Annotated in this window: 18 protein-coding genes; 12 read left to right on the forward strand and 6 right to left on the reverse strand. The window is 39.9% G+C overall.

The window, feature by feature from the left end:
- Positions 1-12: 12 nt before the first annotated feature.
- On the reverse strand, positions 13-1341 hold the full coding sequence (locus QWZ08_RS14995) for an N-acetylmuramoyl-L-alanine amidase family protein (protein WP_290338274.1): 1329 nt from the start codon (positions 1339-1341) through the stop codon (positions 13-15).
- A gap of 89 nt (positions 1342-1430) precedes the next feature.
- Between QWZ08_RS14995 and QWZ08_RS15000 the strand changes: the two genes are divergently transcribed.
- The gene (locus QWZ08_RS15000; RefSeq protein WP_290338275.1) at positions 1431-4229 is read left to right on the forward strand and encodes a putative LPS assembly protein LptD; all 2799 of its coding nucleotides are present in this window, start codon (positions 1431-1433) and stop codon (positions 4227-4229) included.
- 58 nt (positions 4230-4287) lie between these two features.
- Here the strand turns inward: QWZ08_RS15000 and QWZ08_RS15005 are convergent, their stop codons facing one another.
- Entirely contained in the window at positions 4288-5286 is a 999-nt protein-coding gene (locus QWZ08_RS15005; protein ID WP_290338276.1) for an ion channel, read from the reverse strand.
- Positions 5287-5406: 120 nt separating this feature from the next.
- On the opposite strand from QWZ08_RS15005, the gene QWZ08_RS15010 reads away from it, so the two are divergent.
- The 6 genes from QWZ08_RS15010 (at position 5407) to QWZ08_RS15035 (ending at position 11633) form a co-directional block, all read left to right on the forward strand.
- Positions 5407-5934 (forward strand): hypothetical protein, encoded by a 528-nt coding sequence (locus QWZ08_RS15010; RefSeq protein WP_290338277.1) that lies wholly within the window; start codon positions 5407-5409, stop codon positions 5932-5934.
- Positions 5921-6757: a hypothetical protein gene (locus tag QWZ08_RS15015; RefSeq protein ID WP_290338278.1), complete on the forward strand. Its 837-nt coding sequence runs from the start codon at positions 5921-5923 to the stop codon at positions 6755-6757. The genes QWZ08_RS15010 and QWZ08_RS15015 overlap by 14 nt, the downstream gene beginning before the upstream one ends.
- Before the next feature lie 71 nt (positions 6758-6828).
- The gene (locus QWZ08_RS15020) at positions 6829-8130 is read left to right on the forward strand and encodes a lipopolysaccharide biosynthesis protein (protein ID WP_290338279.1); all 1302 of its coding nucleotides are present in this window, start codon (positions 6829-6831) and stop codon (positions 8128-8130) included.
- The gene (locus QWZ08_RS15025) at positions 8127-8888 is read left to right on the forward strand and encodes a methyltransferase domain-containing protein (protein ID WP_290338280.1); all 762 of its coding nucleotides are present in this window, start codon (positions 8127-8129) and stop codon (positions 8886-8888) included. The genes QWZ08_RS15020 and QWZ08_RS15025 overlap by 4 nt, the downstream gene beginning before the upstream one ends.
- Complete coding sequence (locus QWZ08_RS15030) at positions 8885-10048, forward strand: glycosyltransferase (RefSeq protein WP_290338281.1); 1164 nt, start codon at positions 8885-8887, stop codon at positions 10046-10048. The genes QWZ08_RS15025 and QWZ08_RS15030 overlap by 4 nt, the downstream gene beginning before the upstream one ends.
- A gap of 37 nt (positions 10049-10085) precedes the next feature.
- A complete protein-coding gene (locus tag QWZ08_RS15035; protein WP_290338282.1) occupies positions 10086-11633 on the forward strand; it encodes an ArnT family glycosyltransferase in 1548 nt (515 codons plus the stop codon).
- Positions 11634-12144: 511 nt separating this feature from the next.
- Here QWZ08_RS15035 and QWZ08_RS15040 read toward each other — a convergent pair.
- Genes QWZ08_RS15040 through QWZ08_RS15050 form a run of 3 tightly spaced genes read right to left on the reverse strand, consistent with a single transcriptional unit; the run spans position 12145 to position 16187 of the window.
- On the reverse strand, positions 12145-14283 hold the full coding sequence (locus QWZ08_RS15040) for an FUSC family protein (protein ID WP_290338283.1): 2139 nt from the start codon (positions 14281-14283) through the stop codon (positions 12145-12147).
- 60 nt (positions 14284-14343) lie between these two features.
- On the reverse strand, positions 14344-14682 hold the full coding sequence (locus tag QWZ08_RS15045; protein ID WP_290338284.1) for an MmcQ/YjbR family DNA-binding protein: 339 nt from the start codon (positions 14680-14682) through the stop codon (positions 14344-14346).
- 32 nt (positions 14683-14714) lie between these two features.
- Positions 14715-16187, reverse strand: coding sequence for a glycosyltransferase family 39 protein (locus tag QWZ08_RS15050; RefSeq protein WP_290338285.1), 1473 nt, complete (start codon positions 16185-16187; stop codon positions 14715-14717).
- A 208-nt stretch (positions 16188-16395) separates the two neighbouring features.
- Between QWZ08_RS15050 and QWZ08_RS15055 the strand changes: the two genes are divergently transcribed.
- Genes QWZ08_RS15055 through QWZ08_RS15065 form a run of 3 tightly spaced genes read left to right on the forward strand, consistent with a single transcriptional unit; the run spans position 16396 to position 17670 of the window.
- Entirely contained in the window at positions 16396-16746 is a 351-nt protein-coding gene (locus tag QWZ08_RS15055) for an ArsR/SmtB family transcription factor (protein WP_290338286.1), read from the forward strand.
- The gene (locus QWZ08_RS15060; protein WP_290338287.1) at positions 16724-17206 is read left to right on the forward strand and encodes an SRPBCC family protein; all 483 of its coding nucleotides are present in this window, start codon (positions 16724-16726) and stop codon (positions 17204-17206) included. The genes QWZ08_RS15055 and QWZ08_RS15060 overlap by 23 nt, the downstream gene beginning before the upstream one ends.
- A gap of 26 nt (positions 17207-17232) precedes the next feature.
- Positions 17233-17670 carry an SRPBCC family protein gene (locus tag QWZ08_RS15065; protein WP_290338288.1) on the forward strand — a complete coding sequence of 146 codons (438 nt, stop codon included), beginning with the start codon at positions 17233-17235 and terminating at the stop codon, positions 17668-17670.
- A gap of 191 nt (positions 17671-17861) precedes the next feature.
- Here QWZ08_RS15065 and lon read toward each other — a convergent pair whose 3' ends face one another.
- Positions 17862-20261: an endopeptidase La gene (gene lon, locus QWZ08_RS15070; protein WP_290338289.1), complete on the reverse strand. Its 2400-nt coding sequence runs from the start codon at positions 20259-20261 to the stop codon at positions 17862-17864.
- Positions 20262-20292: 31 nt separating this feature from the next.
- Here lon and QWZ08_RS15075 point away from each other — a divergent pair, with 31 nt between their 5' ends.
- The gene (locus tag QWZ08_RS15075) at positions 20293-21867 is read left to right on the forward strand and encodes a CCA tRNA nucleotidyltransferase (protein ID WP_290338290.1); all 1575 of its coding nucleotides are present in this window, start codon (positions 20293-20295) and stop codon (positions 21865-21867) included.
- A gap of 41 nt (positions 21868-21908) precedes the next feature.
- Entirely contained in the window at positions 21909-22490 is a 582-nt protein-coding gene (locus QWZ08_RS15080; RefSeq protein WP_290338291.1) for an IS1096 element passenger TnpR family protein, read from the forward strand.
- The last annotated feature ends 68 nt before the right edge of the window (positions 22491-22558 follow it).

Raw genomic sequence — 22558 nt, forward strand, 5'->3', positions numbered from 1 at the left:
GGCAACGAATCGTTATTTTTTTGTAAACAACACTACGCCATTTTTTTTCGCATCAGCTGTAATGCGTACTTCCGTCCTGGTGTTGCCTTCTGTAACTATCATCAACGCGGTATTGGGAGCTATGCTGCCTTCATTTTCAGCATAAATTACCAGCTCATTTTCAGTTTTGTCAGGATCGGCTGAGAGGTTAAGGGACAAAGGCTTTTCCGTTAATTTTTTATTGCTAAGAATATTTTTACCATTATAATATACAGAAACAATATCGCCGTCAATATCACCATCATCATATAAATCAACCTTAAAGTCAGACTGGGTTAAATCAATTCTTTTTAAAACATTTTTCGCCCTGTCGGTATATTTTTCCGCTGGCTCATTGTTTTCTGCGGCTTTGGCAACTGCTGCTGCTGAAGTATGATCTATTTCTTCTTTATATTTTTTTACAGCCCTTGTGATACATTCTGCCAACTCCTGCTGGCCTTTTTCGCTGTTGATGTATCGCTCATCATCATGGTTAGTTATAAAACCTGTTTCAATTAAAATGGCCGGCATATTGGTAGCCTGTAATACCCAAATACCCACCTGGCGCTGGTTAAGTCCCAACGCAGGACGGTCTGTTTTATCTATTTCTTCATCCACAAGCGTAGCCAGTTTTATACTTTTTTTCTGGTAACGGTCCGCATAAATTTTTGCTTTAATTCGTCCTTCCGGCGAATCGAAATCAATGGTGTTATAGGCGCTGTCAATGCCAGATTCAATTTGTATATCCTCATTATTCATCACCGCTTTTAACTTTTCGCTTGTTTTATGTGCCGCAAAAAGCCAAATGCTGGTACCGTTGCGCTGGCTGCCTATTTTATAATATTCGTAGGTTGGAACAGTAACCGTATATGGGGTAGAAATTTTTTGTCGCCTTCTTCCTTTGCCTTTGTATTTAACATGGTACCTTGTTTCCTGATGGGTACCTATCTGCCTTCTGCCTGTTTTAAGATTCACTGCATCTGCATGGATACACAGAAACAAATCGCCATGGTTTTCATTGGCAATATTTGCTTTTTCCGGAGGAGATTGATAAATATCGGTTGTTCTTGTAGGAACTATTTTTACATCCGGTAATTGTTTTCTTAACTCAGCTACCAGCTTATTACTTATTTCCAGGGTTACATTTTTCTCATAGGAATTCAACCCGCCTTCATATCCTCCGTGCGCTCCAAAATCTTTGCCACCATGACCCGCATCTACGATGATTGTTTTAATTCTTTTTTGTGTTTGAGCAATTGCAGAAAGGGAACACATACAAATTACTACTGCAAATACCTTAATCACAAAATTCGTTTTGAGCATATTCTACCGGGTTTATTCTGGGTTAGTAATTATAAGACTTTCTTCACACATTGTTGTGCCTAATATCATTATTTTTGCGCACAACTGCAATGAATAACAAGCACAAAGGTAAGGCAAAAAATATATTGGCATCTATGGCACTGGCCTTACTTACTGCAGTAACGCTTATGCCGGGGTATAAGATGTTTGCATTACCCGGCTTTTACAAAAATTTAACTAGCGACACTGTTCCCAAGTCGAAGCGTGTTGTAAAATCCAGGCCTGTTGTTGTTAAAGATTCAATTCCAAAAGTGCAGGTTGCAGCGCCGGGTCTTAAAGATTCCATGGCTACACCTGTTGCTGATTCAGTTCATTTTAATGGCGCCGATACTTCCAACCCCGTGAAGGCAGATACCATCTACGCAAAAATGTCAAAGGATTCCTTGAGCGCCCCGGTAACGTACCATGCAGATGATTCAATGGTGATGGATGTGCCCGGCAAAAAAATCACTTTGTATGGAAAAAAATCTACTACAGTATACCAGGATAATAATCTGGAAGCGCCCGTAATTATATTTGATCAGAAAACAAATTTAGTAACGGCCTCTTTAAAAAAGGACAGTGCCGGTAAGGTAATATCTTTTCCAACGTTGAAACAAGGGGACTCTAAAATGGTGAGTGACACCATTGGCTTTAACATGAAGAATGGCAAAGGCATTACCAAGGGCACTTACACCCAGCAGGGTGAGATGTATATTTACGGGGAGCGGATGAAGAAGATCAATACATCTGATTTTTATGCCTTCCGGGGAAGGTTTACCACGTGTAACCTGGATACTCCACATTTTGCATTTGTCAGTAAAAAAATAAAATTCAGGGCCAACAAATTTGCCATTACCGGTCCTGTTCATCCAGAATTTGAGGGGGTACCCATTCCCATTGTTTTACCGTTTGGTATTTTTCCTTTGGCACAAGGCAGGCATTCCGGCATACTGGCACCTACCTTTAATGCCAACGACCAATTTGGTTTGGCATTGGAAGGCCTTGGTTATTATAAAGTGTTAAACGATAACTGGGATATAACTACCAGGGGAACATTATATTCTTATGGGGGCTACATGTTCAATATCAGTCCGCGGTATTACAAGCGTTACCACTACTCAGGGAATTTTTCATTCGATTTTAACCATGTAAAATATAATTTTAAAGGCGATCCGGATTTTTCAACAGGAAATGTGTTTAATGTACGTTGGACACATAGCGCTGACACCAAATCCAGGCCAGGCGTTACTTTTAGCGCAAATGTAAATGCAGGTAGCAGTAAATTTAACCAGTATGTTCCCAATAGTCCTGCCAGAAATTTTCAAAACCAGTTAAGCTCTTCCATTGCTTACGCCAGAACCTGGAAGGATAAGCCGTTTAATATTTCTATCAATGCCAACCACTCGCAAAATACCAATAATAAAACGATCAACGTAACGTTGCCTGATTTAACGTTCAACCTGCAAACCTTGTATCCATTCAGAAGAAAAGAACCGGTTGGTACACTCAAATGGTATGAAAATATCGGGGTAGCTTTAAACTCAAATGCTAAAAGCCAAACTTATTTTTCAGATGATACTTCAGTCAGCAAACTGAATATCGGTAAACAGATTTTTGATCACCTGCAATGGGGTGCCACACACAATGTGCCCATATCTTTGTCATTACCTCAAATAGGTCCGGTACAAATTTCCCCCGGCATCAGTTATTCTGAAAAGTGGTACCAGGAACAACTGCGTCAGAACTTTGATTCCATACATAATAAAATGGACACTGTACATAATAAAGGCTTTTATGCAGCGAGGGATATGGCATTCAGCCTAAGCCTTTCTACCCGTATTTTTGGTTCGTTTACATTTGGTAAAAATGCTGCTGTGCAGGCTATTCGCCATGAAATTAGACCTTCCATAAGTATCAGTTATAAGCCAGATTTAAGTGGTGGTTCTTATTATCTACTTAAAAACGACACATCACATAACTATTACAACAGAGTGTCATTGTACTCCAACAGTTTATACGGAGCATTTGGAGAAGGTAAATTTGGAGGGCTAAGTTTCAATATAGATAACAACGTGCAGATGAAACTGCGCAATAAAGCAGATACCGCAGCAGGTGCCACAAAAAAAGTTACATTGATAGATGGGTTTAGCTTTAACGGTAGCTATAACTTTTTAAAAGATACTTTGAGATTCAGCACCTTTAGTGTTAGTGCCCGTACCAATCTGTTTAATAAGATCAATATTACTACCAGTGCTACGCTCGATCCTTACGATGTTGACCCTTCAAATGGCCGTACAATTAATAAATTACTCTGGACCAAGAAGCCAACGCTGGGCAGATTGGTGAGTGGAAGTGTATCCCTTTCAACCCAATTCCAGGGAGGTGATCAATCTAAAAAGAAGACACCGGTACAGAATAACCCTAACCAGATGATCAATCAAAATACCGGCATGCCACTGGATGAGTACCAGACTGAAATGGCTTATATGGCTAACAACCCCGCGGAGTTTACAGATTTCAGCCTTCCCTGGTCATTGAGTTTTTCGTATTCCCTGCAGTTTAGTAAAGTATTTCAGTCAGCCAAAATTGGTTTTAAAAATAACCTGGATCAGAATGTGAACTGGAACTCTACTTTAAAGCTTACAGAAAAATGGCAGCTGGGCATAAATGGTTATTATAACATAACTCAAAAGCAGTTGGGTACCCTCTCCATGTCGATTGCCCGCGAAATGCATTGCTGGCAAATGGCTATTAATATTTCTCCAGTGGGTAAATACCGGTTCTTTAATATTTCCATCAGCCCTAAATCTGCCATCCTAAGGGATGTGAAAGTAAACCGGACAAGAACTTTCTACCAGTTTCCTTAGTGTCCGCATTCTTTTCTGAGAAAAAATTTTCTAATAAAAAGTAGTTTGAAGCGGCCTGTTACTGCAGGCTTTGTTCTTTTGTTTCAATTTGCCAGGCATGACTGATATCTGCCGGAACGTAGGTATTTAATTTATCCAGTTCTAAAACGGTCGTGTCTTTTTCATTATCGCGGTGATACATGGGCACAAATTTAGCACCAATCACAAGTTCCTGTAAAGTATAAGATGATCTTGCCGCCACTGTATTGCTGAACATATCATCAAAGGCCTTAAAAAAAATCAAAATTTCACCTTTTGCATTGGCAAAATCGTCTGCAGTAAATCTATAAAACGGGCTGTTTTCTGTAATGGGATGAACGATTGTCCAGCTGAGCGTAAGTGCGTTTACCTTGTCATATTCCAGATCCAAAGAATAAAATTTATTTTTTGGAACTCCATTTTCTTCCATAATAATTCCTGCAGTTACTTTTGCTTCCGCATCTATCAGGTTATTGTTTTTGTAGGAAGCTACCCGCATCATAATTGCCAGGCCGTTATTAAAAGGTGCCAGCACTGCATTATCACTAAAGCGCACATAGGCTTTGGGTTTTGAAAAACGTCCATAAAACAAACCGGTGGCCAGGGCAAAACTAAGCAAGCCTATCAATGCCTCTATGGCCGCCACCGTACTTGCTCCAAACCCTCTCGGGCTGATGCGTCCGTAACCAACAGTGGTAAAGGTTTGTGCACTGAAAAAATAGGCTTCGCCAAATTTCTCCCACAGGTTATTGGCAATAATGCCCTCCAAATGGTCAATGCCAATACTAAAATAAATAATAGCAAACACAAAGTTCATGAGCATATAAAACAACAGGATGATGCAGAGAAATTTCCAACGGGGCAGCTGCAGCATGGTGTGGTACCAGCTGATACGGTTGAAATAACCGATGCCTCTTTTCTCAATATTGGGCATACCGTTTTTGTTGATAAAGCGGCCCCCGTAATCAGACGTATTAATTCCAAATCCAGTATTGATCTGGGCAGTGGCTTTTGTATTTAGTTTGCGAAGTATGGCCATATCATTAATATTAACGATTAAAATTAACACTCACCGCGACACAAAAAAATTAAAGGTTTAATATCTGACAGCTATACTTAACAATGAAGTATTTTTGCGCGGGCAAATAAACCTACCAGTATGTTTTTAAAAGACTTGTGGTTATATAATAAAAAAGTTACTCTGGCTTTTTTGTTGTTTATTTTATTGTGGTTTTTTTTAAATGTCAAGCAGGGCGCCGTGGCAACCCCCATCTTACAGTATGCTATGTTTAGCGAAAACTATCACCTTGGCGACACCCAAAATATCGTTCGCTTATTTATCAATAATCAGCCTGTCGATTTCTCGCAGTTATCGGTTTCGGGAAGAGATCAGCTGCAGGTTTCCCTGGAAAACTATGCACGTCAGCAACAGACAAATGAACTGTTTTTTACTACCATGCAAAGGATATTAAACAAGGCAGGGGTGGGGCAGTGGATGAAAAAAGAATACTACACCAATACAGTTACCGATCAACAGTTTACTGAGTGGTACACGCAACTGGCAGAAAGAATAACAGGAGAAAAAATTATTCACCTGTCGGCTTTTCAACAAAAATTTGTTTTGCAAAACGGAAGGTTAACACCGGTTGCTTCACCTGTAAAATTAAACGGTATTGTCGCTTTCTGAAAAACATATCAAACAATTTAGCTGGTTTTACCTGTTATGTTTTTTGATGAACTATGCCTGGTTTTGGTGGAATGGTTTATTGTTCTCTACACTCAATCCTGTATTTTTTTTAAACGGCCTGGATTTTACCAGGAACCTGCTAATGTTAACCAACCTGCAGCACTGGTTAATAAAATCGTACTGGTTGCGCATAGTCCTGGACGTTGTATACCTGCTACTTCCAGTATTACTAACTATCGCAAACCTGCGCAGTTTTAAGGCCAAGCCAGTTATTGCAACAGCGACAATTGTTTTTACTATTGTATATGCCATTTTTTTTACTTCCATTAGCTACGTTAGTATGCAGGGTTTCATGAGCTGGATATTAATTCCGTTAATTTTATCTGCAACCTCTGTGCAGAAATTTTATTATTACCTGCATATTGTACGCCTTCTCTTCATCACCATGTTTGTTGCAGCCGCGGTTGAAAAAATTGCCAGCGGTGCAGTTTTTAATGTTGAACAGATGTCGGGAATATTGCTAAAACAGCATGGCATATATCTTGTAAGCAGCAATAGAAATGGGTTTACTCAATTCATTTACTTTTTAATCAACCATAAAACAACCGCCTTTATTTTTTATATAACAGGTACTGCTGCCGAACTGCTTTTTGCAGTGGGGTTATTTACCCGCAAATACGACCGTCTTTTGATCATTGTATTTTGCACCTTTTTGTTGGCCGATTATTTTGTAATGCAAATTTATTATTTCATCTGGCTGGTTTTTACCGGCTGTTTCTATTTTTCTGCTTTCCCGCTGGATGAAAAAAGAGAATACAATTAACTGTTGCCAGCTTTTAGTACTTTGCATGCACAATTTTTGTATCAAATTTTAATACAATGGTGTAGCAAAATATGCATTTTAATACGATTCTGAAACATACCATCGCATGGAAAATGATCAATACTGTATTGGTATTTTTAGTCAATTTGCTATTGGTTCATTTACTTGGTGTGGCAGCTAGCGGCAGTTTTTTCTACACCATTACAGAGCTGTCTTTGATGGTACTGTTGTTAAGCTGGTGTCTTGAATCCGGCATTACTTATTTTGCCAGCAAAGACAGCCATATAATATCAGCTATTCTATTTTTTATTTTGCCGTTGTTATTTTTACAAGCGGCAATTGCTTTAGTTGTACTGAAGTATATGCAACTTACATTCAGTTATCTTATGTCGTTGCTTTTTATTGTTAGCAGCCTGGTTATCATTTACTTTTCCGCTTTTTTCTATGCCAAAAAGTGGTTTATCGCTCTCAATGTAATTATATGCTGCGTCAATTTCGTTACTGCTTTGGGCTTGCTTTTTTTATGGTGCGGACATTGGGAAGCGAAAAGCAAAACGGAAATTTGCCAGTTTGTGTACATTGGGGGAATCGCTGTGCTGGCCGCGATTTTAGTTGGAGCTATATTATTCAGTACGAAGAAAAATACAACAACAGCTGAAGCAGTTTTTCCTGTTGTAAAAGAAATGTTTACCTATTCGTCTGTTGCGTTTTTGAGCAATACACTGTTTTTTTTTGTGATAAGGATTGATTATTATTTTGTTCAGCAATATTGCAGCCCTGCTGCCTTAAGCAACTATATCCAGGTTTCAAAATTCGGACAGTTGCTGATATTAGTTCCTTCCATTATCGGCAGCCTGGTTTTTCCGTACAGCGCCGGCAGTAGCGATGCTATGAGTGTAAACAAAGTACAGCAGCTGTGCAGGGCCATTACATTCATCTTTTTCCCTGTAACCCTGGTGATTGTTTTAACGGGCTATTGGGTGTTGCCCTGGGTATTTGGCGATGGGTTTAACCTGATGTACGTTGCATTGTTGTTGTACATGCCAGGCTTTTTCGCACTTAGTATTGTTACGGTGCTGGCGGCCCACCTGGGCGGAAGGCGAATGCTGAAAGCAAACTTGATGGCTGCTTTGGTGGCGCTGATTGTGGTTGTTGCAGGTGATGTACTGGCAATACCTTCTTATGGAATTAATGCCGCCGCCGCGGCAAGCAGTATTGGTTATATAGCCTGCTGCGTTTACCTGGTTTGGTTATTCAAAGTAAAATTTAACTGTACTGCAAAAGCTTTTTTCGTGTTTCAAAAGAAGGAAGTAAAATATATTTCAAGCCAGTGCAAAAAGTTTATCCTTCCATCTACATACAAAGTAACTTGAAAATAAAAAGTAAAATACAATGGGGCGTTACCTGGCTGGCCATGGGCATGCTAAAACGTAGTTTAAAATACCGCATTAGTGGAGAAGGTGCAGGATGGCTGCAACACATACCGGTTAAAAATGTTTCCATATTTAACCGGGTAGATTTTATCGTGGAACAATGCAGGGATAAAAATGTATTGCATATTGGCTTTACTGATCACCCGTTTACGCGGCAAAGAGTGAACGATGGCATATTGCTCCATCTGCAGGTGAAGCCGGTTACAAAATTATTGCTTGGCCTGGATAACAGTAGTGAAGCCCTGGCTGAATATTGCAAAGCTACGGGCGATGACAATGTAATATTGGGTGATATTACTGATCATTATCCATTACAGATACTTACCTTTCATCCTGAACTTATTTTATTATCCGAGGTCCTGGAGCACCTTGCCAATCCTGCAAAGGCAGTTGATATTTTGTATAACAGTTTCAGCAACGGTACCAGGGTTTTGGTAACAGTACCAAACTATACCGGGCTGGATAGCCTGGCCTCAAGCCTTAATAAAACAGAAGGAATTCACCCGGACCACCATTGGTATTTTTCGCCCTACACTTTATGTAAACTGTTTGATGATAAAAGGTTTCAGCTGCAACAGTTGCATTTTGGAATGTTCTACCTGCAGCATACCGTCATCAATACTGTTTTAAAGCAATATCCTTTTAACGGAGACTGCATCATGGCAATATTTTCGATAACAAAAAATGAAACTATATGATGCATGTTGTATGGCTTGTGAGCTGGTATCCTGGCCGGCGGGATGCCTTTACAGGTGACTTTATTGAAAGGCATGCGCAAGCTGTAAGTCACTATGCAAAAGTGACGGTACTGGCGGTTTTAAAAGATGAATTATTGCCTGCAGGAAAAGTTGAAATTGAAAAAACAACCGGTGGTAATTTAACTGTATACCGGTGCTACTATGGAAAATCAAAGTGGCCTCCCTTAATTGAAAGTATTTTTTCAGTAAAGCAATATTTTTTCCTGCAACGAAAGTTGTTTCAGCGTATCCAAAATGAGGAGGGCAGACCATCTCTCATTCACGTGCAGGTAGCTATGAAAGCAGGATTATTGGCGCTGTTGCTGAAAAAAAAAATCGAACTACCATACGTGGTAACTGAGCACTGGACAGGTTACTATCGGCAAAGTAAGCCATCTGTTTATGATTCGGGTTTTGTGTACCGGTGGTTAAACAAAAAAATTTTAAAGCAGGCAGATTTATTTTTACCAGTTACAAAAGACCTTGGTGAAACGGTGAGCAAAAATTTTGTTTCTGTTAATTATTTGCCGGTACCGAATGTAGCGGACACCAATCTATTCTATTATCAGCCACTCCCGTCTGACGTATTCCGTTTTATCCATCCCTCGGTAATGACGTATCAAAAAAATCCGGAGGACATTTTGCAGGCGTGCCTGCAACTAAAAAATAAAGGGTACCGTTTTGAACTGCAGATGATAGGCAGTAACAATGCAATGCTTGTGGAAAACGCAAGGCGACTGGGTTTGTTGGATCAGGTTGTATTTTTCAGACCAGTGATAGCCTATTCAGCGGTAGCAGATGCCATGCGGCAGTCATCTGCTTTATTATTGTTTAGTCGCTTTGAAAACCTGCCCTGTGTTATACTGGAAGCGCTGTGTTGTGGACTGCCCGTGATCAGCAGCAGGGTTGGTGGCATCGCAGAAGTTGTTAATGAAACAAATGGTATTTTGGTAGAAAGTGAAAATGTTGAGCAATTGGTAAATGCCATGCAAAAAATGATCGATCAATATTCAACCTACAACCAACCTGCCATTGCACAAAAGGCGGCGGCGCTTTATAGTTACAATACTGTTGGCAGCCAATATTTTTCTATTTATAAAAAGATAGTGCAGGGTGTTTAATACCGGTAGTACATATTACAGGCCAACGATAATTACCATGTTACTTTTGTACGCCGCGTGTAATTTCTATTGCATTACCCGGCTAAGCGTAACCGGAGACGAATCCAACTATTATAACTATGGGATCAATATTTTAAAAAATGAACCACAAAAAAAATTGGCGAACGGTGTTCCGGTTTACAATAGCCAGATGCCCATTGTTGCCATTAATGCATTAACCAGAGCAATCCCACAATTATTAAATCCGGCATTAAAACACAATGCACAACAAACGCTTACTGATGTAACCGTTGGCAGAATATTCTCAGTTATTTCCGCTCTGCTGCTGGCCTGTTATGTGTTGGTATGGAGCACAAAGCTATATGGTAAAGGGGGAGGTGCTTTTTCACTGACGTTGTACATGCTTTGTCCAAATATATTGGCGCATTCTCAAATGGTAAGCACAGACGTATACAGCTTTTTACTGTGTACTGCTACCTGTTATTATGCATGGCAATTTAATAAAACCCGCCAAACGACATACTTGTTGTTTGTGGCGTTGGTACTCGGTATAGGGCAGATAAGCAAGCAGTCTTTGTTGCTTTTGTACCCGGTTGTTATCGGTTTTTTAATGCTACAGGTGTACCAGGATAAACTTTTATTAAGGAAAAAAATATGGATTTTATTCAGACAAACTTTTATTATTGCCATCATATCCCTGTTAGTCATAAATACCGGATTTTTATTTAACAATACCGGTAAAACGCTTAAAGAATATCATTTTATTTCTTCAAAATTTAAAAATTTGCAACAACAATTTTCTTTTGCAAATGCAGTACCAATGCCATTGCCGGAGCCGTATGTTTTGGGATTTGATTATGTTTCTTTTAATGCTGAAACACCACCAGGAATTGACGGATTGTCCTCTTATGGATCGGGGACATTTTTGGGAAAAGCCTTTACAGGGCAACGTATTTGGTATTACTATAGCATCTGTTTTTTATATAAACTACCCATTCCATTTCTTATCATTTTTTTTGCCGCCATTGCAGCATATTGGATTAATAGAAAACGATCCTTGTTTATGCACAACGAATTTTTTTTGTTATTGCCTGTGGCATTTATTTTTATAAGTTTTAGTCTTTTCAATACTATGTACCTCGGTATTAAAAACGTACTGTTCCTGCTGCCCTTACTTTTTATCTTTTGCGGCAGTCTTGTCAGTAATCTATACTATTTAAAAACGAAATTATTTATATCAATAACCTGTACTCTTTTAATTTGGGAAGGTCTGTCTGTCGCAAGTTATTTCCCTCATTTTTTACCTTATACCAATGAATTTATTTATAATAAAAAAGAGGCTTTCAAAATTTTCGGCGACGCCAACATATACTTCCAGGAAGGCTGGATTTTAGCGAAGGAGTACCTGGATAAACATCCCGATATTCAATTTGAGCCACAGCAACCGGTGCACGGAAAAGTGATGGTATCACTGGAAAAATATTTTGACTACTGGCATGATGGTAAAATGAAATGGTTGACAAATCTCCACCTTGAACCTGTAAGCCACTTTCACTCTCAGTATTTAATTTTTGACGTGCCTTAAGCACAAATTATTTCAACATTTCTAGCATTTATTTTAGTTGGGCTGCAATTTAAACAGCGGACCTGCGTTTATAACTTGGTTTTTCATAGGATATTGGATTTTAAAGCGGGCTGGATTTCTATCCGGCCTTATTTTTTTACGCGTTGTGACAACAATATCAACCACTTGCAATTTTAAGTCTTTCCGTTTTGTAATTAATTTCTATACCAGCTCCTTAACTGTCTCTATTCTCTTCTTTATCTTAAAACATTGTTTTGGGGAATCTGTTTCCCAAACAAAACAGGTGATCTTATTTTAACCTGCTCTAATAAAATACTTTACTGAATATTCAAACTGCTGCAATTTAATCAGCAAACAGGCGTTTATACCTTGGTTTTTCATAGGATATTGGATTTTAAAGCGGGCTGGATTTCTATCCGGCCCTATTTTTTAAATCCTTCTACAGACTGTCTTTTTTAGTCCAATTTAAGGAGTCCTCGTCAGGTCCACCGAAAGAAAAGCAATAACTCCATCAATCGTTTTGTTTCGATATTTCTGTAGTAATTTTTCCAATATCTCCGCTTACTTTATAAATAAAATTGAGTTGCTCGGTCAATTGCTTATCGGTCTGATTTGCGGCAGAAGTAATTGTTTTTGGAATTGTTATCTCTTCTTCCTCTGCTGTATGATCCAATTGCTGAAGGCTTTGTTTTAAAATGGTAATGCTTTTTTTTACGGGCAACACAATTTCTTTTGAACATACCGGCTCGACTTCTTTATTGATCATACTTGCCGTAAGGCTTGCGATATTACTTGACAGCACGTGGTTCAATACAACAAATTCATAAATATGCTGACTGCTGCGTTGCTTGCTTTTGGGCTCAGACAACATGCGCTGAAATGCAGCGGAGAGGTTGGCCGAGCTGATGTACAACTGTTTTCTAACCAATTTATATTCAATTGCGGAAGGCTTCTTACCTGAAAAAAAAGACAATAGCTGTTGCAAATAATCACGGTTTGCCTTTAATACGCTTATCATATAGTTCTCCAGTTGTACAGATTCCCAATGCGGAAATAAAAAATAGCTGCCCGCAAAAGCCAGTACAGAAGCGATGGCAGTATCAAGCAACCGTTCTTCTGCAACCGCGACAGAACCTATTCCCAGTAAGTTAAAAAGAATAATGATATAAGGCGTCATAAAAATAACCGTCACAACATAGTTTACCCTGATAAAGGTGTAAGTAACCAGCATAAAAATGATGATGAGAGAAAAAAGCACGTCGCGGTCGTGTATAAAATAAATAAACAAGACGCCGATAATGCCGCCTGCAACAGTTCCAAATAATCTTTCGAGATTGCGCTGTTTGGTAAGACTAAAGCCGGGTTTTAAAATCACGATGATGGTTAATAAAATCCAGTAGCCATGATGTGCATTGGGCAGCAATTTTGCGATAATAAAACCGGTTATACAGGTAATCATCATCCTGAGCGAGTGGCGGAACACAGATGATTGCAGCGTGAAATTGCTGAAAAATTCACGGGAACTTATTACTTGGTGCGAAACAAATCTTGCATAATCTGTGTCCGTCCGCACAGGCTTTTTTTCTGCACTGCCTGCCTTAAAATAATTCATCAGCTCATCAGTTCTTTCCCCCAGGTTACGGATGTTGACCAATATCTTTTTTAATACCAAATGACTGTTGCCATTATCTTCCAGCCCATCAATTTTTGCCTTCAGCTCGTTAAGTGCCGGTAATAAAAGGTATTGTGTTTTGTAACTGTTGTTTGACTGAATCGCAAGCCCCATCCGGTCAATTTCATCTGCCAGATTTTGAATAATAATGGAAACATCATTCAGCAAGCCTGTGTTACCAAAACGTTCTCTCAGCAATGCGTAATCGTACCAGGTGGCCATGATGTTTTCAAACAAGTCAACTACATCCGCAAAGGTTACCATCAGCAGTTTTCCTGTGTCTGTAGGGTCTTTCATCATCTCCCTGTTCTTATACAAAAGCTCCCTTAATTCATCCTGTTTCTCATTTACAACAACCTGCTGTGCTACTAGTTTGCGGTACTCATCCGATATATTGCTGCTGCTTTCATACAGGGCGGATTTTATCTTTAAATACCGGGCGGTTTCATGCAGGCAAATTCCGAGCAGGCGTTGGCTTGGACGATAGGGATATAGTCTGAAGAATAGCAACGCTGTGAGCAGGTACCAAAACCCACCTGCAACTACCAGTAAGCTTTCCAGCAAAACATTCAACGGAGTACTGATTCTATCCATCCTCAAAACCATAATTAATAATGCAGCTGTGCCCAGCGAAGCTGCCCTGTTGCCGAATACGGAAAACATGGTAAAGAAGAAGGAGGACACTAACACCAGCAACCCCATTAAAATAATGTTGGTATTTACAAGCCCCGTAACCAGCGTCATTAAAAAAGTAAAAAGAATGCAATAAAGCATTCCGTTCCGTTTATGCTCTACTGGCCCAGGGCCATCAGCCATGCTGGCGCAAAGCGCACCCGTACTCATTATCAGCCCCAGGTCCAGCCGGTGAAACTGGGCGAAAATAACCGATGGTAAAATAATTTCCAGCGTAGTGCGGATACCATCCGACAGATACTGGCTGAATAAAAAATATTGTATGTCCTGCCTTTTTTCCTTCATGTGTTATACACCTACAATTTACGCCGGTAAGCTTTCGGTTCGCTAAAAAAAGCGTGTGGTTCAATCTTTTTTATTTGGTTTACTTTTTCCTTGTATCATTTCATTGTAAGCCACAGATGCAATATCCTTCAACATGCCCAATCTTATTTTTCTTAAATCAACCAATGTCCATCCCTGCAATCCCCATTTATTTTTTACCGGATAAATAATGGAATTGTCAAAAGCACAGAATACAGATTGTTCTTTCAGCGATAACTTAAAACAAGCCACTTGTTCTGTTTCATCCAGCGTAGCCCATATTTTTGTCTTAAAACGAAAAGCCGTTTTATCGAAATGCGGTGCTGCTTCCGTTTCTGCGAAAGACAGTGCCAGTTTTTTAAATTGATCAATATTTGCCATAAATTTCAGATGAATGAAAGTTGTTGCAATAATTATTGACTGTTTCGGAGCGCTATAATTTTCTCTTTTAACAGCATTGAGTCCACATACTCTTTTAAAACAAAAATACGCGTGCCTTGTTCCCGGGCATAGTTATTTTCAATTGCTCCTGCAGGCAACACTGTTTTAAACAGCTGTCTTTCCTTTGTAAGCGCTGTATCTGGGTTACCAATATCTTTTACAAGTACAATATTTTTGAGCAGCCTGGCATCATCTAAAAACCATTTATAGTAATCGCCTTCCAGCATAACGGCTGATATATTTTTATGAGCGGAGTAGTAGTTGATGGCGCCTGCTTCTCCATAATTTTCGCAGAGCACCAGCGTGTGGCTGCTGTCAGCAATCTGCTCAAACGCCTTGTCCACTTTAAATGCAAGCTCTTTCCAGCCGAGCATGTCGGCAAAATCCTGCGGCAGCGCATGATCTTTTCCATCTTCCCATCTTAATAAATCCAGCGCTTTATATCTTGCTGCATTTTGTTGTATAACCGCGGGTGGCTGCAGCGGAAAAGCAATTTTTATCATCGGTATAAAAAGCAATAAAGGTATGGCAATGGCAAGCGACCGAAGGTAATATCGCCAGCCGCCGGTTAATATTTTTTCGAGATATACTGCGCCAAAAGCCAGCAGAATTGGATACAATCCAACTGCATAATAGCCCTTTGCCTTAAAGAATACAAACAGCAGCAACGTAAAAAGGAATGACCCAAAAAACAGCCGGTATTTGTAAAATGGGGGATAAGTAAAAAATGAAATAAAAGCCGCCAGCAAAACAAACAATGAACCGGCAAAGAACAGGATTTGTTCTTTTAGAAAATCACTGCGGTTTACATGTACCAGTTGGGTGGAGGCCAGGGTTTGCATATGATGTACAACAGGAAAATGATTTTGTATCTGCCAGATAATATTGGGCGAAACAAGCAACAGCGCAACCAACACACACCAATACAATTGCCTTGACAAGAATATTTTTCTGTAAGGGGTAAGTAAGATGGCAGGCAACATACCCAATACCAGAAACACAATATTATACTTGTTTAAGAAACCGAAAGCAAATACTATGGCCGCTTTCATCAGCCATTTTCTATTTTCAGTACTGATAAACTGAACGATGGTATAATAGAACAAGGTCCAAAAAAGTACATCGGCTGAATTAGGCTGAAATAGAATATTTAATCTTGCCATGCCTGAAAAAAGCAAAGCTGAAGCGCCCAATACCAAAGCAAACAAATTGCCTTTAAGCGCTTCAATTGTTTTCCATACAACTGTCATGGTAAGCGCTCCAAAAAGGGCCGGAAAAAACTTTACCCAAAAAACACCATTGCCCAGTTGCATAATAATCCATGAGATCCAGGAAGTAAATGGCGGAACAGAATCGTAACCCCATGCCAAATGCCTTGCCTGGTCAAGGTGCAGGTATTCATCCCGGTGCAACTCATACGCAGGATGGATTAACCATAAATGCATGCAGAGTTTGAATAGTATAAAAAAGAAAAGGAGAAATGTATTTTTTCGCACGACAGTTTTTTGAAAGCTAAAGTTAATTCACCAACTATTCATTGAAACATTGTATTACTCCTCTTTTATATTGTTTTAAAAAAAGCAGCAAAAAAAGTTGCATAAATAAACTGTTGCTTATAAATTTGTAACCGAACGGTTACATAATAGTTAACTCATGAGAAGAGATGTTTTTCAGGCGGTATCGGACCCAACACGCAGGGAAATTATTCACCTGCTTGCCAATAAAAAATTAAATCTGAATGCAGTGGCAGAAAACTTTCCAATCAGCCGGCCAGCCATCTCAAAACACATTAAAATATTAGCTGAATGCGGGCTGATTGTAATTGAGCAGCGGGGGCGGGACAGGTTTTGTGAGGTGAAACTGTACAAGTTGGGAGAGATATCCAAATGGGTAGATCAATACCGCAAATTCTGGGAGGCTAAGCTGGATAGCCTGGAAAATTATTTAACTGAATTGCAAACAAAATCAAACATACATCAACATGGAAGCAAACAAAAAAAGTAATAGTACTGCCGGCCGTGAATTATTAGTATCACGTCTGCTGAATGCACCAAGGGAACTTGTTTGGGAAATATGGACTAATCCTGAACACATAGCCAACTGGTGGGGTCCGGAAGGATTTTCGAATACAATAAATACAATGGATGTGAAGCCGGGCGGGGAGTGGAACCTGGTGATGCACGGGCCGGATGGAACTGATTATAAAAACAAAAGTATTTTCAGGGAAGTAATAGAACCGGAACGGATTGTGTACGAACATGTGTCTGCTCCAAAATTTTTGGCTACCATCACTTTCACGGAAAAAGGTAAACAAACATTGCTGGAATGGCACATGCTTTTTGAAACTGCAGAACAGTTTGAGCAGGTAGTTAAAACCTTTAAAGCAGATGAGGGACTTAAACAGAATGTAGAAAAGCTGGCTAAATTTCTTGATCAATTCTATCAAGCCAAACATGCATTATAATTCACTCATTCAATAAATTTAAGTATATGAATACTGAGTCAGTCGTAACGGAGCGTTTGTTTGATGCTCCTGTTGCAACAGTATGGAAAGCACTTACAGATAAAGATGAAATGAAAAAATGGTATTTCGATCTTCTGGAATTTAAACCAGAGAAGGGTTTTCAATTCGAGTTTATGGGCGGAAGGCCCGATGGAATACAATACAGGCATCTTTGCGAAATAACCGATGTTGTACCTGAAAAAATATTGGCGTATAGCTGGCGGTATGATGGTTATCCAGGTAATTCGATTGTAACGTTTGAATTGACTGAAAAGGGGAGTAAGACGTTGCTTAAACTTACCCATACCGGCCTGGAAACGTTTCCGCAAGATAATCCTGATTTTGACAAAAAGAATTTTATGGAAGGATGGAATCACATCGTCAATATTTCACTGAAAGATTTTCTTGAAGGTGTAAAAGCCTGAATCGCCTCCATCTGCAAAATGCTGCAAAAAAAATTCCCACCGGAGAGCCGGCGGGAATTTTCTTAACCCTTAAAACAACCAACATTATTATGTTGATACTTATACAACACTACATACGTAGGATGGTTGTAAATGGTTTGCTCATATTTTAAAAAAATATGTTAAAGCAATTTTATCTTGTTAATGTAACACTATGATAAAGCAATGTCCAGCACCTGCTGCATTGTTTTTACATAATGAAATTTAGTGCCTTTGATAAAAGATGGATTTATCTCCAGCACATCTTTTTCATTTTGCCAGCACATGATGATTTCCTTTATGCCGGAGCGTTTGGCCGCCAGTACTTTTTCTTTAATGCCACCCACCGGTAATACTTGTCCCCGGAGGGTAATCTCACCGGTCATGGCGAGGTACGATTTTATCCTGCGGCCGGTAAAGGCGCTTGCCAATGCGGTCATCATTGTAATACCTGCGCTGGGCCCGTCTTTTGGAACAGCTCCTTCCGGCACGTGAATATGAACGTTCTTTTTGTTAAACATCTCCGGATCAATATTCAGCTTCTTGGCATTTACCTGAAGCCATGTGTAAGCTGTAGATGCACTTTCCTTCATTACATTCCCCAGGTTACCAGTCATTTTCAATTCGCCCTTACCGTCGCTTAAACTGATTTCAATAAAAAGAATATCACCGCCAACATAGGTCCAGGCCAAGCCAACGGCCACACCGGCCATGTTAGCTGTTTTATACATTTCGTTGCTAAATCGCGGCTTACCCAAAATGCGTTCTACATCGTTGGACGTTAGGGTAGGTTTTAATTTATTTTTGGTGGCATACTGCATTGCAAGGTTCCGCATCACTGCAGCCAGTTGCCTGTCAAGGTCCCTCACGCCGCTTTCACGGGTATAATCTTCAATTACTTTTTCAATTACTTTATCACTTGCTTTTACTGTTACATTTTTTAAACCATGCGCTTCTTTTTGCTTTGGAATTAAATGTTGCTTGGCTATTTCAATTTTTTCTTCAACAGCATAACCACTCAGGTCAATAATCTCCAAACGGTCTCTTAAAGCCGGTTGAATATTACTGATGTTATTAGCGGTGGCAATAAACAACACTTTGCTGAGATCATATTCCAACTCCAGGTAATTATCGTAGAAGGTATTGTTTTGTTCCGGATCCAACACTTCCAAAAGGGCAGACGACGGATCTCCACGTTGATCGTTGCCTACCTTATCAATTTCATCCAGTATCATTACCGGGTTACTGCTTTTTATTTTGCGGATAGACTGAATAATTCGGCCGGGCATGGCGCCGATATAGGTTTTGCGGTGACCACGTATTTCGCTTTCATCATGCAAGCCGCCCAGGCTTACCCTTACATATTTCCTGGCGATGGCATGCGCAATGCTTTTACCCAAGCTTGTTTTACCAATTCCGGGAGGGCCTACGAAGCAAAGAATGGGGCTCTTCATATCACCCTTTAATTTTAGTACGGCCAGGTATTCGAGTATGCGTTCCTTTATTTTATGCATTCCGTAATGATCATGATCCAATACTTTACGGGCTTTTTTAAGGTCGTAACTATCCGCAGTGTAATCTTCCCACGGCAGGTCCAACATCAGGTCAAGGTGATTGTACACTACCGAATAATCCGGAGTGCTGGGGTGCATTCTTTCCAGTTTCTCGGCACCCTTAATAAACATTTCCTTTGCAGCAACGGGCCATTTTTTTGTTTCTGCCTTTTTAAGCATTTCTTTTACCTCTGCAACATTGTCGCCACCTAACTCTTCTTTAATGGCTTTCATCTGTTGCTGCAAAAAATATTCTTTCTGCTGCTTATCAAGTTCCGCCCGTGTCTTGTTGGTTACTTTGTTTTTAAGTTCTGTGTATTGCAGTTCGGTCTGCATCAGGTTCATCAGCAATTCTGCCCTTGCCTTAATATTATTGATCACCAGCAAGCGCTGTTTGTCCTTGATATCACTGTTTAAATTACTGCTGACAAAATGAATCAGGAAGGACGGGTTCTCGATATTCTTTAAAATAATGGCTGCCTCGCTGGGCAGGTTGGGAGAAATATTTACAATCTGCGAAGCAAGATCTTTGATGCTTCCTACCATTGCATCAAAATCACTATCGTCTTTCAAAACTTCTTCTTCCAGCGTTTTTATTCGTGCCTTAAAATAGGGATCTTCCGAAATAATCTCTTCAACCTTAAATCTCCTTTTACCCTGGATGATTATAGTTGTTCCACCATCGGGCATCTTGATCATTTTAGCTATTTTGGCGACGGTACCAATTTCTTCCAAATCACTTACTGTGGGCTCTTCTACGGTACTGTCTTTTTGCGCTATTACACCTATCAATTTGTCAGCCTTGTAAGCGTCGGTTACAGCCTTTATACTCTTATCCCTGCCAACGGTTATAGGTAAAACGATGCCTGGAAACAGTACGGTGTTGCGTAAGGGTAAAAGGGGTAATTCTTCCGGAATGGCCTGTGTGTCGTTGTCTTCGCTGCCATCCTCATTTAGTGGAATAAGCGGCATAAACTCCATTTCCTCTTCCAAACCGGGCATAAAAAATTTGTTATCCATAATTTATTCAATATAAAGCCAAATTGTCAAAATGCAGGCTGATTGCAGCACATTTTTGATGGCGCTGTATATAGTCAACATTGATGCCGGAACACTGAACCAATTGAAAATTCAAAACCGAATCGAAATAACTGGTAGTTTACCGATAACTATTTTTAATTTCTATTTGAACGATCTTCGCAGCATTATGTATATTAATTGCTCTCCTACAGAACTGTTAATCTTTAAAAAAATTGCACAGGCTGCGGCAGGCTTGCACGTTGACTGCTATTTAATTGGTGGCTTTGTCAGAGATTCCATAATTGGTAGAAATACGAAAGATATTGATATCGTTTGCACCGGCGATGGAATTGAGCTGGCGCACGCTGTGGCGGTTTTATTCAGCCCCAAACCTGTGGTGAATTACTTTAAAAATTTTGGTACGGCACAGATCAAAGTAAAGGATACCGAGATCGAATTTGTGGGCGCAAGGAAAGAAAGCTACTCTTATGAAAGCCGGAAACCGCAGGTAGAAGCAGGTTCATTAAGTGACGACCAGGACAGAAGAGATTTCACAATCAATGCGCTTGCCATTAGTTTAAACAGGGAAAATTTTGGCGATCTGCTGGATCCTTTTAACGGAATCAGTGACATAGAACAAAAGATCATCAGAACACCGCTGCCGCCCGCACAAACATTTATAGACGATCCATTGCGGATGATGCGTGCTATCCGATTTGCAGCCCAGTTAGGTTTTAGCATTGAAGAAAAAACTTTTCATGCAATTGGTGAGAACAAAGAGCGCATTAAAATTGTAAGTGGAGAGCGCATAGCCGATGAGTTAAATAAAATACTGTTGTGCAAAAAGCCTTCAGTTGGTTTTGACTTATTGTATAAGAGCGGGTTACTGAAAATCATTTTTCCGCAGATGGTACTACTCGCCGGTGCCGAATACATTGATGGAAAGGGGCATAAAGATAATTTTTACCACACGCTGCAGGTGGTGGACAATATAGCAGAAAATACGAACGATTTGTGGTTAAGATGGGCAGCCGTTTTACACGACATAGCAAAACCCGCAACAAAAAAATTTGAACCGGGCCATGGCTGGACTTTTCATGGGCATGAAGTAGTTGGAGGCAGAATGGTGCCTAAAATTTTTGCGCAGCTAAAACTGCCGCAAAATGAAAAAATGCGTTTTGTTCGGAAACTGGTTGAGTTACATTTAAGGCCTATCAGTTTAACAAAAGAAAATATAACCGACTCTGCCATACGCAGGTTGCTTTTTGATGCAGGAGAAGATTTTGATGCCCTGATGACTTTATGCAGGGCCGATATCACCAGCAAAAACAAACAAAAAGTAAAACGATACCTGGACAATTTTGAAATGGTATGCGAGCGTTGTGCTGAAGTAGAAGCCAGCGATCAGTTGCGAAACTGGCAGCCGCCGATAACCGGCGAAATGATTATGCAAACATTTAACCTGCCACCGGGCCGGATGGTGGGGGATTTAAAAAATGCTATCAGGGAGGCCATTCTGGAAGGCGAAATTCCGAATGAATATGAGGCGGCTTTTAATTTTATGGTTAAAAAAGCAACCGGTATGGGCCTTTTGTATAAAGCATGATTAAATATTATTATTCCATTTTCAATTTGTAATTTTACAGCATGGCAATACTAAAATTCAGAATTTACTGGGAAGATGATGATAGCGTTTACAGAGATGTGGTGATCAAGCACACACAAAATTTTGCGGATTTGCACCTGGCTATTTTAAAAAGTTTTGAGTTTGATAATAAGCACAAAGCCACTTTTTACCGCAGCAACGATAACTGGTTGAGGGGCCGGGAAATTTCCCTGGAAAAATACTCTGACAAGGTTTACAAAGTAGATCCGCTGATGATGACGGAAGTTACCATGGGTTCCGAAATTAAGGATCCCAATCAGAAGTTTATTTACGTGTACGACTTTAATAAGTTCTGGACTTTTATGGTTGAGCTCATCAATGTGGATAAGGAAGAAAATAAAAAACTTACTTACCCCGTGTGCATCCGTACAGAAGGAATAGCACCCTCTCAATACGGCACTAAAGGATTGATCGATAAACGTCTTGCCGAAGTAGAAGAGAAATACGATCTCAATGCCGCCGCCATGCTGGAGGGTTTCAGCCAGGAGGACGAAGATGGCAATGCCGCCGAAAGCACAGAAGAAGATGCCGCCGCAGGCGAAGAAAGCCAGGAAGACTTTTAGTTTAATGGATAATTGGTTAATGGATAATTTCTTAGTCTTTACGCCATTTTCTTTTTCGCAATGAGCTC

The sequence above is a fragment of the Ferruginibacter paludis genome (genome assembly GCF_030409685.1).
In the GTDB taxonomy this organism is placed as follows: domain Bacteria; phylum Bacteroidota; class Bacteroidia; order Chitinophagales; family Chitinophagaceae; genus Ferruginibacter; species Ferruginibacter paludis.